We start from the raw sequence: 14,133 nt of genomic DNA on the forward strand, positions 1-14,133 counted from the left end.
CCCCGGATTGCTTGATTGACTGGCATCAGGCTGGAGTCCTCTCGCCAGTGGTTTCGGCTTTGCCATTGCCCGCCAACCGCATCACCACCACGAAGAACACCGGCACGAACACCACCGCCAGGGTGGCGCTGAGCATGCCGCCGATTACCCCGGTGCCGATCGCCTGCTGGCTGGCCGAGCTGGCGCCGCTGGCGATGGCCAGTGGCACCACACCGAGGATGAACGCCAGCGAGGTCATCACGATTGGCCGCAGGCGCAGGCGCGCGGCCTGCACGGCGGCGTCGGCAGCATCCACGCCCTGGTCGACCAGGCTCTTGGCGAACTCGATGATCAGGATGGCGTTCTTCGCCGACAGGCCGATCAGGGTGATCAGGCCGACCTTGAAGAACACGTCGTTGGGCATGCCGCGCAGGGTCACCGCCAGCACCGCACCGAGCACGCCCAGCGGTACTACCAGCAGTACTGCAGTGGGGATCGACCAGCTTTCGTACAGCGCTGCCAGGCACAGGAACACCACCAGCAACGACAGCGCCATCAGCATCGGTGCCTGGCTGCCGGAGAGCCTTTCCTGCAGCGACAGGCCGGTCCACTCCAGGCCAGTGCCGGCCGGCAGCCGAGCTACCAGTCGTTCGATTTCGGCCATGGCTTCGCCCGAACTGTAGCCGGCTGCCGGCTCGCCGGAAATGGACACCGCCGGGTAACCGTTGTAGCGGGTCAGCTGCACCGGGCCGCTGACCCACCTGGCCTGGACGAAGGCGCCCAGTGGCACCATCTTGCCGCTGTCGTTGCGCACGTGGATCTTCAGCAGGTCTTCGACCTGGCTGCGCTGGTCGCCTTCGGCCTGCACCACCACCCGCTGCATACGGCCCTGGTTGGGGAAGTCGTTGACGTAGCTCGAGCCTACGGCCACGTCCAGCACCGTACCGATATCGGCAAACGACACACCAAGGGCGTTAGCCTGGCGGCGGTCGATTTCCAGCTGCACCTGCGGGCTTTCCGCCAGCGAGGCTTCGCGCACGTTGGTCAGCACTTTGCTCTTGCCGGCATTGGCCAGCAGTTCGTCGCGGGCGGCCATCAGTTCGGCGTGGCCCATGCCGCCGCGGTCCTGCAGGCGGAACTCAAAGCCGGTCGACTCGCCAAGGCCATCGATCGGCGGCGGCAGCACGGCGTAAGCCACGGCGTCCTTGAGCCGGGTGAAGGCCATGGTCGCGCGGTCGGCGATCGACTGGGCGCTGTCGTCGGCGCCGCGTTCGGACCAGTCCTTGAGCGTGGTGAAGGCCAGCGCCGCGTTCTGCCCGCTGCCGGAGAAGCTGAAGCCCAGGATCAAGGTGGTGTTGCCCACGCCCGGTTCTTCGGCGTTGTGCCCCTCGATCTGTGCCGCCACCTGTTCGGTACGCATGCGGCTGGCGCCTGGCGGCAGCTGAATGTCGGTGATGGTGTAGCCCTGGTCTTCGGTAGGCAGGAACGCCGTGGGCAGTTGGCTGAAGCCATAGCCCAGCACCGCCAGCAGCACCGCATATACCAGCAGGTAACGGCCGCTGCGCTTGAGCGCCTGCACCACCCAGCGCTGGTAGCCATTGCTCATGCCCTCGAAGCGGCGGTTGAACCAGCCGAAGAAGCCCTTGCGTTCGTGGTGCTCGCCCTTGGCCACCGGCTTGAGCAGGGTGGCACACAGCGCCGGGGTCAGGCTGAGGGCCAGGAACGCCGAGAACAGGATCGACACGGCCATCGACAGCGAGAACTGCTGGTAGATCACCCCCACCGAGCCTTGCATGAAGGCCATCGGCAGGAACACCGCCACCAGCACCAGGGTGATGCCGACGATTGCGCCGCTGATCTGGCCCATGGCCTTGCGCGTGGCCTCCTTGGGCGGCAGGCCTTCCTCGGCCATGATCCGCTCGACGTTTTCCACCACCACGATGGCATCGTCGACCAGGATGCCGATGGCCAGCACCATGCCGAACAGGGTCAGTACGTTGACCGAAAAGCCCATGGCCAGCATCACGGCGAAGGTGCCCATCAGCGCCACCGGCACCACCAGCGTCGGGATCAGGGTATAGCGCAGGTTCTGCAGGAACAGGAACATCACCGCGAACACCAGCAGCATGGCTTCGAACAGGGTGTTGATGACCTGCTGGATCGACACCTTGACGAATGGCGAGGTGTCGTAGGGGATGTCGTACTTGACGCCTTCCGGGAAGTAGCGCGCCAGGTCCTGCATCTTCGCCCGCACCAGGGTGGCGGTTTCCATGGCGTTGGCGCCTGGCGACAGCTGCACGCTGAAGGCGGTGGCCGGCTTGCCGTTCAGGCGCGTGCCGTACTGGTATTCCTGGGCACCGATCTCGACCCGGGCGACATCGCCGATGGTGACCGTGGAGCCGTCCGGGTTGGCGCGCAGGACGATGGCGGCGAACTCCTCGGGGCTGCTCAGCTGGCCCTTGACCACCACGTTGGCGGTGATCTCCTGGCTACCGCGGCCGGGCAGGTCACCGATGCTGCCGGGGGCGACCTGTACGTTCTGCACGGCGATGGCCTGGGCCACATCGTTGGGCGTGAGGTTGAAGCCGATCAGCTTGCGCGGATCGATCCAGATGCGCATGGCACGCTCCGAACCGTACAGCTGGGCCTTGCCGACGCCCTTGAGGCGGCGGATTTCGTCCATCACGTTGCGCGCGAGGATATCCGACAAGGCGGTTTCGTCGAGCTTGCCATCTTCGGAGGTGAGGGTGGCCAGCAGCAGGAAACCGGTGGAGACCTTTTCCACCTGCAGGCCCTGCTGGGTCACCGGGCGTGGCAGGCGCGACTCGACCACCTTCAGGCGGTTCTGCACGTCGACCTGGGCCAGGTCCGGGTTGGTGCCCGGGGCGAAGGTGGCGGTGATGGTGGCGCTCCCCAGGCTGCTCTGCGACTCGAAGTACAGCAGGTTGTCGGCGCCGTTGAGCTCCTGTTCGATCAGGCTGACCACGCTCTCGTCCATGGTCGCCGCCGAAGCGCCCGGGTACACGGCGTAGATTTCCACCTGCGGCGGGGCCACGTTGGGGTACTGGGCCACTGGCAGCTGCGGGATGGCCAGGGCACCGGCCAGCAGGATGAACAGGGCGACCACCCAGGCGAATACCGGGCGGTCGATGAAGAATTGCGGCATGGATCAGGCCCTCACTGGCCAGTGTGCTGTGCGATGGGCGATGCCCCTGGTGCGTTGTCGACCTGCACCTGGTCACCGGCCTTGACGTGTTGCAGGCCCTCGACCACCACCTGCTCACCGGGGGTCAGCCCTTCGCTGACGATCCAGCGGTCGCCCTGGGCGCTGCCCAGGACCACCTGGCGGTCGCTGACCCGGGCCTGCGCATCGACCACCAGCACCTTGGGTACGCCGGCGCTGTCGCGCAGGATGGCGCGCTGCGGCACACTCAGCCCCTTGGGTTGCACGGCCTGTTCCAGGCGTACGCGCACGTAGCTGCCGGGCAGCAGGTCGAGGTCCGGGTTGGGGAACTCGCTGCGCAGGGTGATCTGGTTGGTGCTGGGGTCGACGCTGATATCGGAGAACAGCAGTTTGCCCGGCAGCGGGTAGGTGCTGCCATCGTCCTGGATCAGCGTGGCCCGTGCCTGGCCATCGCCGACCTGCTGCAGCTCGCCGGCACGCAGGGCGCGGCGCAGGGCGTTGAGCTCACGGGTGGACTGGGTGACATCGGCGTGGATCGGGTCCAGCTGCTGGATGGTCGCCAGTGGCGTGCTCTCGTTCTGCCCGACCAGCGCACCTTCGGTGACCTGGGCGCGGCCGATACGGCCGGAAATCGGCGCGGTCACGGTGGCGTAGCCGAGGTTCAGGCGGGCGCGCTCCAGCGCGGCCCTGGCCTCGGCCACTGCGGCATCGGCCTGCAGGTAGCTGGCCTTGGCGTTGTCATACTCCTGGCGGCTGACGGCCTTGTCGTCGACCAGCTCGCGGTAGCGTTGCTCCTGCAGGCGCGCCTGGTACAGGGTGGCCTCGGCCTTGGCCAGGGTGGCGCGGGCGCTGTCGTGGTCGGCCTTGAACGGCGCCGGGTCGATCAGGAACAGCACATCGCCCTGCCTGACGTCGGTGCCTTCGCGGTACACCCGCTTGAGTACCACACCGGCAACCCGCGCGCGCACCTCGGCGGTGCGCGGTGCGAGGATGCGGCCGCTGAGTTCGCTGCTGATGGCCAGTGGCTGCAGTTGCAGGGTTTCCACCCGCACTTGTGGGACGGGGGCTTGCTCTTCCTGTTCGGCGCTGTCGTCGCAGCCGGCCAGAGACAGGCTCAGAAACGCCAGAAGCGCCAATGGGCGCAGGCGTGGGGGGAGGGTAGTAGGCATACGGATCTTCCGATGATGACCCCCGATATGCTACGGCAGGCGTTCCATGGGTGGCTGTTAATACCTGTAGGACGAGTGTGAAAAAGTGTGAAGAACAATCCTCTCGACCTGTAGGGTTCTATATTCTGCGTGTACCTGTACCGGCCTCTTCGCGGGCTTGCCCGCTCCCACAGGGACTGCACAGCTTTCAAGTGCTGTTGGGTTCCTGTGGGAGCGGGCAAGCCCGCGAAGAGGCCGGTGAGGTCTTACCCCAACCCAGATTCCCAAGCGCCTATGCCGAATATTTTCCTGGTCGAAGACGACAGCGCCCTGTCCGAACTGATCGCCAGCTACCTGCAACGCAACGACTTCCATGTCCAGGTGATCGCCCGTGGCGACCATGTGCTGGACGAGTACCGCCGGCAAAAGCCTGACCTGGTCATCCTCGACCTGATGCTGCCGGGCATCGATGGCCTGCAGCTGTGCCGCCTGCTGCGCCAGGAGTCGCAGGGCCTGCCGATCCTGATGCTGACCGCCCGCGACGACAGCCACGACCAGGTTCTGGGCCTGGAAATGGGCGCCGACGACTATGTGACCAAACCCTGCGAGCCGCGTGTGCTGCTGGCCCGCGTGCGCACTTTGCTGCGCCGCAGCAGCGTCAACGAGCCGCGCCTGGACAACGACCTGATCCTGATTGGTGGCCTGCGCATCGACCTGGCCGAGCGCACCGTGAGCTGGCGCGGCGAAGAGGTGGAACTGTCCAGCGGCGAGTACAACCTGCTGGTGGTATTGGCGCGCAATGCCGGCGAAGTGCTGAACCGCGACCGCATCCTGCAGCAACTGCGTGGTATCGAGTTCAACGGCACCGACCGCTCGGTGGATGTGGCCATTTCCAAGCTGCGGCGCAAGTTCGACGATAACGCCGGCGAAGCGCGCAAGATCAAGACCGTATGGGGCAAGGGCTACCTGTTCAGCCGCGTCGAGTGGGAGTGCTGACCGCCCATGCTGAAGATACTGGTGCGGCTGTACCTGGTGATCATCGTCGCCTATGCCGGTGCGCTGCTGTTCATCCCTGACACCATCGTCGGCCTGTTCCAGGACCGCTTCATGGCCTACAACCTGGACCAGGCCAAGGGCGTGCAGTCGCTGATCGTGCGCCAGTTCCGCCAGGCCCCCCGCGAGCAGTGGCCAGCGGTCGAGCAAGAGCTGGCCAGTGATTTCGCACCGCTGGAGCTGCAGCTGCTGCGCATGGACCAGGCCGACCTGAGCGAGGACGAGCAGGCACGCCTGGAGCATGGCCTGTACGCCGTGCGCATTGCCGAATGGGGCTACTACGAGACCGTGCTGGCGCCGCTGGACAAGGAATGGCTGGTGCGCCTGCACTCACCGCCAGACCCGCTGGACATCAATGTGCTGTCCTGGGGGGTGACGGTACTGATCGGTGCAGCCATGCTCGGTTGCCTGCTGCTGTGGGTATGGCCGCACTGGCGTGACCTGGAGCGCTTGAAGGAAACCGCCCGGCGTCTTGGCCAGGGGCAGATGGCCGAGCGTACGCACATATCGCCGCACTCCAACATCGGCGAGCTTGCCGGGGTGTTCGACACCATGGCCAGTGACCTGGAGCGCCACGTGAACCAGCAGCGCGAGCTGCTCAATGCCGTGTCGCACGAATTACGCACGCCGTTGACCCGGCTGGACTTCGGCCTGGTGCTGCTGTTCGACGAAGTGCCGCCAGCCTGCCGCAAACGCCTGCTGGAGCTGGTGGGGCATGTGCGTGAGCTGGATGAGCTGGTGCTGGAGCTGTTGTCCTACAGCCGGCTATACAACGCCGACCAGGCCCGCGAGCGTGTCGAGGTGTCGTTGCTGGAGCTGGTCGACAGCGTGCTTGGCGCCTTTGCCGAAGAACTCGATGGCCGGGGAATCCAGTGGGAGGTACGGGCTGAGGGCGATTTGCCGCGTTTTGTGCTGGACCCGCGGCTGACGGCACGGGCGGTGCAGAACCTGGTGCGCAATGCCATGCGTTACTGCGACGAAAGCCTGTTGCTGCGCTTGCGCCTGGAGGACGATGGCGCTTGTCTGGTGACGGTGGAGGATGACGGGATTGGTATCCCGGTGGAGGAGCGCGAGCGGATTTTCCAGCCGTTCTACCGCCTGGACCGTAGCCGCGACCGCAATACCGGCGGGTTTGGCCTGGGCCTGGCGATCAGCCGGCGGGCGATCGAGGGGCAAGGTGGCACCTTGACCGTGGCGCAGTCGGCGCTGGGTGGGGCGCAGTTCCGGATTCGTTTGCCTGCCGGGTGATGTATTGCCTGTGCCGGCCCTTTCGCGGGCTTGCCCGCTCCCACAGGGCATTCACAGGGTTCGAAGCCGGTGCGGTCCCTGTGGGAGCGGGCGAGCCCGCGAAGAGGCCGGGCCTGCTAACCACTTTCTGCCAGCCGGGCGGACCACAGCACAAACCGGTCCTTGCCACTGTGCTTGGCCGCGTACAACGCCTGGTCGGCACGTACCAGCGCCGTGGTCAGGCTGTCGCCCCGGTCCACCCGGGCCAGGCCGATGCTGATGGTTACCGGGTGCTCCCCCACGTCCTCGCGCACCCGTTGGCACAGCGCCGCCACCTGTTGCTCGGCGGCTTGCTGGTCCAGCCCCTGGAAAAAAATCGCAAATTCCTCGCCGCCCAGCCGGGCAAACGCGTAACCGGCCATGCTCGCCTTGATATGCAGCGCCACGCGCTTGAGCACTTCATCGCCCACATCATGGCCGAAACGGTCATTCACCCGCTTGAAGTTGTCGATGTCGATCATCGCCAGGTACTGCTCGGCGGTGGCCAGGCGCAGCAGACGGCCGGCCTGGGCCATGAACGAGCGGCGGTTGGGGATTTCGGTCAGGGCATCGACATAGGCCTGGTCCAGCAGCACCTTGGACAGATAGAAGTTGTGCAGCTTGGCCTTGCGCATTTGCAGGTAGCTGTAGATAACCAGGCCGCTGAGGAACACTGCGTAGCTGATGAGCATGGCGCCTTCGAGTTCGTCCGGGCCGATTCGGGTGTGGTAGAACGGGTTGAGCACCAGCCAGGTGATGGCCATGGCGCAGAAGAACGACCAGCGCCGCACCGGCAGCACCGACACCGCATACAGCACGGTGGAGACCCCGAGCACCAGCCACACCGGGCGCAGGGCCACCGGGATACCTTCGATCACCAGGCGCATGCCCAGGGTGATGCTGGCAATGAACAACAGGTTGAGCACATCGAAGTGATGGCTGCGACGGGTGAACCGCAGCACCACGGTGAGGCCGCAGAGCACGGTGATGAAGAGACAGGACAGCCAGGTGAAACCCTGGCCGCCGAGGAAACTGACGATCAGGTCGAAGACCAGCCAGATCAGGATGCTGACGCAGAACACCAGCAGGCAGAACGGGCGCATGGCCTCGAATTCGTGCTGGCGGAACTCGGCGCGCAGGGCGGCGGGGGCGACCTGTTTGCGCACGTGGGCTTCGATGGTCTTGAACATCGGTGGGCTCCTGAGAGTACTGCATGACCAGGCCCGGCCTCTTCGCGGGCACGCCCGCTCCCACAGGTCCCCACTGCACCGGAACCCTGTGCGGTCCCTGTGGGAGCGGGCGTGCCCGCGAAGAGGCCGGTACTGGAGACTCAATTGCTGGGCAGAACACCCCGGGCCCATGGCCGGTAACGCAGGTCAAAAACCGCTTCGGCATGGCACCCGGCGCCCTGCCTGGGCTCGGCAGGCTCAGCCCGAAACACCTGCCCTGGCTTGCTTACCTGGCGAAACGCCTCGCGCACCACGCCCACCCGGCACGGCAAGGCCTGTTCGTAACCCTGGCGCACCAACGCGGGCAAGCGCCCGGTCCCGGCGCCATCCTGCCACCACACAGTCAAGCCCAGCCCGGCCAGTTGATCCAGCCATGCGGCATTGACCCGCGGTGAGAGCTTGCCGGCGCTGAAGGCACTGATGTGCAAAGGCTTGTCAAGTTGCCGATTGAAGGCCTGCAGTTGGCTGTGCAGCGCATCACGGCGGGCGGCCTCGCGAAAATGATGGTCGTCCAGCTCCAGGGGCAGGTACCAGCCGTCCACCGGCAACTGCCACGTCTTGCGCAGTTGCCGGTACTGGCCGAGCGAGCGCCCCAGCTGCGCCTTCCAATAACTGTTCAGGCCTTCACCGTCCAGTTCGTCGAGGCGCTGGTAATAGGCCGGGTCCATGTACAGCCCCAGCACCAGTTGCAGGCCCTGGGCACGTGCGCTGCGCAGGCTGGCGGCCAGCCAGCCCTGGGCGCCGCCGAAATCGCTGTCACCATAGGCGCTCCACTGCACGATCAGGGTCTTGCCGCCCTGGGCCACGGTGGCGTGCCACAGTTGCTGCCACTGCGCGGGGGTGACATTGGCGTCGCGGTTCAGGGGTTGATAGAACAGGCGCTGGTCGGCGCTGGCCGGCAGGCACAGGGCAAGCAGGCAGAGGGCCAGGAACGTACGCATCAGAAGGTCATCTCCGCACCGACCAGCACGCCGTTGGCGCGCTCGTATAGATTGCCTCCCAGCGATTGCTGGTACTCGGCACGCACTTTCAGCGAACCGCGGTAGGCGTTGTAGCGGTCGTCATCGAACCACCATTGCCAGCGCACGCCAACCCCGGCCCGGGCATCCTGGCGCCAGTCGTTGCTCGGGTCCTGGCTGGAAAACTCGACAAAGCCGTAAGGCATGATGGTTTGCGGCGAGCTGCCCGGCAGCTTCCAGGCGTGGCCCTGCTGGTAGCGCGACAGCCAGGCGTGGTCGCCGGCACGTGTCCACCAGGCGGCGTCAAGGTAGAGGAAGCGCTCGTTCCAGTCGTCTTCATCGACGCGCCAGTCGTTGCGCCAGTCGCCCTGGTCGAGGAACGAGGCAGTGGCACGCAACAGCAGGTCGTTACTCGATTCGGCGTGGTGACGCAGGTCGCCCCAGTTGCCGCCGACCTTGGCCGGGCTCAACAGCTGGCCCAGGCTCAGCCCGCGGTAGTGCTCTTCGTCGATCTGCCGCTGGTGGTACAGCTCGGCATACAGGTTGAGGTTGGCCTGGCCGAGTGGCTTGTAGCGCAGGCCGACGCCGGTACCCATGCTTTGCGCGTAGTCGGTGCGGCTTTGCCCACCGAACAGCACGCGGCCATACACCGACAGGGTGCTGCCGTTGCGGCTGGGCTCTTCGCCCAGGGCGTGGTCCCACATGGCCAGTTGCACGTTCTGCGATTGTGCGCGGCGCGCAGTGCCGCTGCGCTGGCCATCGTCGAGGAACTTGTCGTTGGTCGAGGTGCCGGCTGGCGACCAGGTGCTGGCCAAGGTGATGGTGTCGCGCCGCGACAGGCTTTCGTGGGCGCGGCGCTGGCGGTATTTGCGGGCTTCCAGGCTGCCGTATTCGTCGTCGCCGTCGACCAGGTCCTGCTCCACATCGAGGATGCGGCGCAGTTCGCGGCGTGCCGCAGCGCTGTCTTCGGCTTCGTCGTAGCGCAAGGCCAGGGTTTCGCCAAGGCGGTAGTCCTCGGGGAAGTCGTGGGTGGCGCGTTCAAGGTAAGGGATCGACTGGCGGCGCTGGGCCTTTTCCGTCGACCCGGCCAGGCGCATGCCGTAGTCGGCGCGGTAGCGCGGCTGGTCGGGTGCCAGGCGCACGGCTTCAGCCAGCCAGGCGCTGCTCTGGGCGCTGTCCCCGGCCATTAGTGCGGTGCTGGAGGCGGCGTAGTAGTGGTCGGCCCGCGGGTCATGTGCCAGGGCCTGGCGTTGGAAGCCAAGCGCGGCCTGGTAATCGCCTTGGCGCTGGGCGATGGCAGCACCCAGGGCCCAGTCGTCGGCACTATCGTGTGCGGCGGCGTCCCAATAGCGACGGGCTGCTTGCGCGTCGCCAGCGTTCAGCGCGCCACGGGCGGCGGTGAGGCGGGCGTTGTCGGTCCAGGCACTGTCGGGCAAGTTGCGCCAGATGGGCAGGGCAGCCTCGGAATCCCCGGCTGCCTCGAGGGCGTAAGCCAGGGGCAGGCGGTTGCCGCTGTCGCCCAGGCGCTCGGCGGCCTGGTAGTAGACCACCGCTTCGCCTGGCTGGTCGGGCATGGCGCAACGGCCCAGGGCGCGGTACTGGCCAGGCTCGCTCGGGGGGGCCGGTACGGCCTGGCGCACGGCATCGCACTGGTCAGCCTCGGCCAGGCGGCCGAGCAGCTGGGCCCGGGTATTGGTGTCGACCCGAGGGATCAGGCTGAGCATGCGGCGGTTGTCCAGCGGCCTGTCATTACGCGCATACAGGTTGCCCAGGCGCTGCAGCAGCGACGGTGCAAGGCGGCCTTGGTGGCGGTCGTAGGCCTGCTCCAGCAGTTGCCGGGCGTGTTCGCCATGGCCCTGCTGCATCAGCAGGAAGGTGGCTTGCTCCAGTGCGGCCTGGTCGCCGCTCTGCCGGTAGCGTTGCTCCCACTCGGCGGCGGTACGTGGCTGCGGGGGCTGCGGTGGGTCGCCGTACAGGCGTTGCCTGAGCACGGCGTAGGCCTTGGGGTCGGTGCTGGCGGCGCAGCCCTTGAACTGTTTGCGCGCCAGCTGCGGGTCGCGGCGTGACAGCCAGTCGACGGTTTCCAGGCAGGGGCGTTGCAACTCGTTGCTCAGGCGCTGTACCAGCGGCGCGTCGTCGCCTTCGCGGGCCAGCTCCCACAGTTGCTGGCGCTGCTCGGGCTGGTTCAATTGCTCATCCGGCAGTGCTTGCAGCCATCGCTGGGCCTGTTGGTTGTGGCCGACGGCGATGGCGCGATTGGCCATGGCCAGGCGGGCCTGGTTGGCTGCTTCGGGAGAAGGGGCGCTAGGCAGCAGCGCGTTCAACCCTTGTTCATCCACCTGCTGGATATAAGCATTGGCCAGACGCTGCCAATCTTGGGCAGGCAACCGGCCTTGGTTGGCCAGCGGCTGCAGCTGGTCGATGGTTTCCTTCCAGTCGCGCAGCTGTTCGGCGAAATTGGCCCGGGCCAGGCGCAGGACCTGGCCATCCCCCTGTAGCGGTAGCTGGTTGAGCCAGTCCAGCGCCTTTGCGGCGCCGCCGAACTTGGCCAGGCTCAGGCTGTAGGCCTGCCACAGGCGCACCCGGTGGGTACCGTCGCTGCTGGCCAGCCACTGTTCCACCTGGCTTGCCGGTGGCGGGTCCTGTTCGATCCAGGTCAGGCGCAGTTCAAGCAGGGCGTCGGCGTACTCGGTGCTGCCGCCCAGTTGTTCGGCCAGTGCTTCTGCTTCCTTGTAGCGGCGCTGGTGGGCCAGGGCCTCCACCAGCAGCGCACGGGCTTCGTCGTTGTTCGGTACCCGGCCCAGTACGTGGCGGGTCAGCCGTTCGACCTCGGCCCAGTTGTCTTTCTTCGCCTCGCGGTAGCTGCGTTCCATGAACGGGTAGCTGGTGAACCGCTGGAACTCGGTCATCGGTGCCGCCGCGGCGGCGGGCAGGGCGGCGGAGCACAGCAACAGACCAGTGAAGGTGAGGGAAAAGCGCGGCTTCATGCCACCTCCCGGATCAGGTCAAAGGCGGCCTGCTGTTCGCTGGCCTGTTCGATGAGAGCCTGCTGCAGCACCTGCTCGGTAATGATGCCGCGGGCGATCAGGTGCTCCCCGAGGCTCTGGTGTTCCGGGTCGAAGTCGATCAGCGCCTGGTTGAACAGGGTGACCGGGACCATGCCGCGCACCTGCAGCAGGGCGCCGAGCATCACCTGGTGGTGGCTGACCCTTTCCAGCAGCGCTTCGTCGTCCTGGTGGCGTTCGAGGATGGCCAGCATGTCGCGGGTTTCCGGCTTCTGCCAAGGGCTTGGGTAGTGGTAGCGCAGGCCCAGAGTCACCCGGCCCTGGGGTGCCAGGCGGGCGCTGACCGGGCGCTTCAGGTGGCGACTGATGACCCCGAGCGACACCTGGCTGACCGGGCTTTCGCTGGCCAGCACCAGCGTGTCGCCATCTTCGGCCACCGGCAGTACGCCGTAGTGCGTCGCCAGCTTGCGCGGCAGTTTGGCGATCAGTTGCGGGTCGAGCTTGAACGGGTTCAATGGTGCCCATGGCAGGTCCAGTTGCTCGGCCAGGGTGGCGACCAGCTGTTCGCTGTTCAGCCAGCCGCGCAGCAGCAGCTCGCGGCCAAGGCGCCGGCGTACCGGGCTGGTGATCGCCTGTTGCAGTTGCTCGTCGCTGATAAGGCCCTTGGCCACCAGGCGCTGGCCCAGCGGTGTGCGAGCGGGGGCGGCGATGGCGGGGAATTCGTGAGTGGTCTTGTCCCAGGCCACGCGCCGCGAGTCACCCATTTCCATCACCTGGCGCAGGGCACGCAAGTTGGCGAAGAAGTTGACGAAGTTGCTCCACATCATCCGCGGTGCCGACAGCAGCCCTTCGCCGATGCCATAGAAGCGGGTGACGAACCAGGCGCGCTGGAACAGGCGATTGAACAGCAACAGCCCGTTCAGCCACAGCAAGGTGGCCAGCAACCAGCTGTCGCTGAGGATCGACATGAAGCGCCACGACTCTGGGGCAATGACCGTGACCAGCCACATGGCCAGCAACACCAGCAGCAACAGGTTGACCAGGAAACTCAGCAGGTAGGCGAACAGACCGCGGCGGTCACGCCAGAGGAAGTAGTTGAGCGCGCCCTTGCGGCTCCAGCCGAGGTTGCTGGTGCCCTGGAACACGATGCCCACGATCCATCGCGACTTCTGCCGGATGGCATGCTGCCAGTCGCGCGGGAAATGCTCGCGTACGCAGATCACCTGGGAGAATTCGCGGCTCATGCCCGGGCGCCATTCCTGCTTCAGGGTCAACGCCGGGTCGGTGATGGAGTAGCGAGCGAAAATGCACTTCATGCCCTTCTGTTTCAGGCGGAAACCGATATCGTAGTCTTCGGTGAGGCTCTGTACGTCGAAGGCGATGCCGTCGCCGTCCTCGAGCAGCGCGCTGATGGCGCGGCGGCTGAAGCAGGTGCCGACCCCGGCGCTGGGCACCTGACCGGTCAGGGCCTCGCGCACGATCACGTCCTTGCCGTGATTCTCGGCGAACTCGTCGACATAGTGGCCGGCAGTGAAGCCTTTCCATTCCGGTGCATAGGGGTACACCGGGATCTGGATCATGTCCTTGTTCGGCAGCAGGAAGTTGAACAGGCGCAGCTCCATGGGCGAGATCACGTCTTCGGCGTCGTGCAGGATGAAGCCGGCGAACTGGATGCCGGCGTCCTGCTGGAAGCGCAGCAGCGCGTCGATGATGTTGTTCAGGCAGTCGGCCTTGCTGGTGGGGCCGGGGCGGGCGCAGACCACCTTGTGCACGTTGGGGTAATGCAGGCATACCGCGTCGACGTCGGCCTGGGTTTGTGGGTCGTTGGGGTAGGTGCCGACGAAGATCTGGTAGTTTTCGTAGTCGATGGTCGAGGCTGCCAGGCGCGCCATCTCGCCGACCACGCCCACTTCGTTCCAGGCCGGGACCATGATGGCCAGGGGTTTCTCCGGTACCTCGAACAGGCGTTTCTCGTCGGCTTTTTCGTACTTGTCGTAGATGCGAAAGCGCCGGATCAGCTTGCGGCCCCAGTAGCACAGGTCGATGAACAGGTCATCCAGGCCCAGCAGGAACATCAGCGAGGCCAGGACGATCGCCAGGATTTTCAGGCCGAACAGCACATAGGTGAGAAAATCGATGAATGCCAGGCTCATGTGGCGATCACCGCCAGGAAGGGGTAAGCCATCGTCTATATCCTCGTTCGATTCCCTGGACGAAGTTGTACGACTTGTCGCCGTTTGTACTGGATAGATACAAGCAGCCGAACGCGGGGTTGTCCAAATTTGAGCTTTTTCTTGTGACCCACTTCTT

At 65.9% G+C, this 14,133-nt stretch carries 8 protein-coding genes; 2 read left to right on the forward strand and 6 right to left on the reverse strand.

Going from position 1 to position 14,133, the window contains the following annotated elements; all coding sequences use genetic code 11:
- Positions 1-25: 25 nt before the first annotated feature.
- Both CAF70_RS07180 and CAF70_RS07185 read right to left on the reverse strand, forming a co-directional pair.
- Entirely contained in the window at positions 26-3,145 is a 3,120-nt protein-coding gene (locus CAF70_RS07180) for an efflux RND transporter permease subunit (RefSeq protein ID WP_085623193.1), read from the reverse strand.
- 11 nt (positions 3,146-3,156) lie between these two features.
- Positions 3,157-4,332, reverse strand: coding sequence for an efflux RND transporter periplasmic adaptor subunit (locus tag CAF70_RS07185; RefSeq protein ID WP_085623192.1), 1,176 nt, complete (start codon positions 4,330-4,332; stop codon positions 3,157-3,159).
- A 273-nt stretch (positions 4,333-4,605) separates the two neighbouring features.
- Here CAF70_RS07185 and CAF70_RS07190 point away from each other — a divergent pair, with 273 nt between their 5' ends.
- Both CAF70_RS07190 and CAF70_RS07195 read left to right on the forward strand, forming a co-directional pair.
- Positions 4,606-5,307, forward strand: a complete 702-nt coding sequence (locus CAF70_RS07190; RefSeq protein ID WP_003259958.1) for a response regulator transcription factor — start codon at positions 4,606-4,608, stop codon at positions 5,305-5,307.
- Between the two features lie 6 nt (positions 5,308-5,313).
- Positions 5,314-6,612, forward strand: a complete 1,299-nt coding sequence (locus CAF70_RS07195) for an ATP-binding protein (protein WP_085623191.1) — start codon at positions 5,314-5,316, stop codon at positions 6,610-6,612.
- A gap of 116 nt (positions 6,613-6,728) precedes the next feature.
- On the opposite strand, the gene CAF70_RS07205 is transcribed toward CAF70_RS07195, so the two are convergent.
- From CAF70_RS07205 to nrfB, 4 genes are all read right to left on the reverse strand, one after another.
- Complete coding sequence (locus tag CAF70_RS07205; protein WP_085623190.1) at positions 6,729-7,820, reverse strand: diguanylate cyclase; 1,092 nt, start codon at positions 7,818-7,820, stop codon at positions 6,729-6,731.
- Positions 7,821-7,960: 140 nt separating this feature from the next.
- Positions 7,961-8,800, reverse strand: coding sequence for a DUF4434 family protein (locus tag CAF70_RS07210; protein WP_085623189.1), 840 nt, complete (start codon positions 8,798-8,800; stop codon positions 7,961-7,963).
- A complete protein-coding gene (locus CAF70_RS07215; RefSeq protein ID WP_085623188.1) occupies positions 8,800-11,805 on the reverse strand; it encodes a phage receptor in 3,006 nt (1,001 codons plus the stop codon). The genes CAF70_RS07210 and CAF70_RS07215 overlap by 1 nt, the downstream gene beginning before the upstream one ends.
- Positions 11,802-13,976: a cyclic di-3',5'-guanylate-activated glycosyltransferase NrfB gene (nrfB, locus tag CAF70_RS07220; RefSeq protein WP_085623187.1), complete on the reverse strand. Its 2,175-nt coding sequence runs from the start codon at positions 13,974-13,976 to the stop codon at positions 11,802-11,804. The genes CAF70_RS07215 and nrfB overlap by 4 nt, the downstream gene beginning before the upstream one ends.
- Between the last annotated feature and the right edge of the window lie 157 nt (positions 13,977-14,133).

Origin of the sequence: Pseudomonas sp. B19(2017), assembly GCF_002113165.1 — a bacterium.
GTDB lineage: Bacteria > Pseudomonadota > Gammaproteobacteria > Pseudomonadales > Pseudomonadaceae > Aquipseudomonas.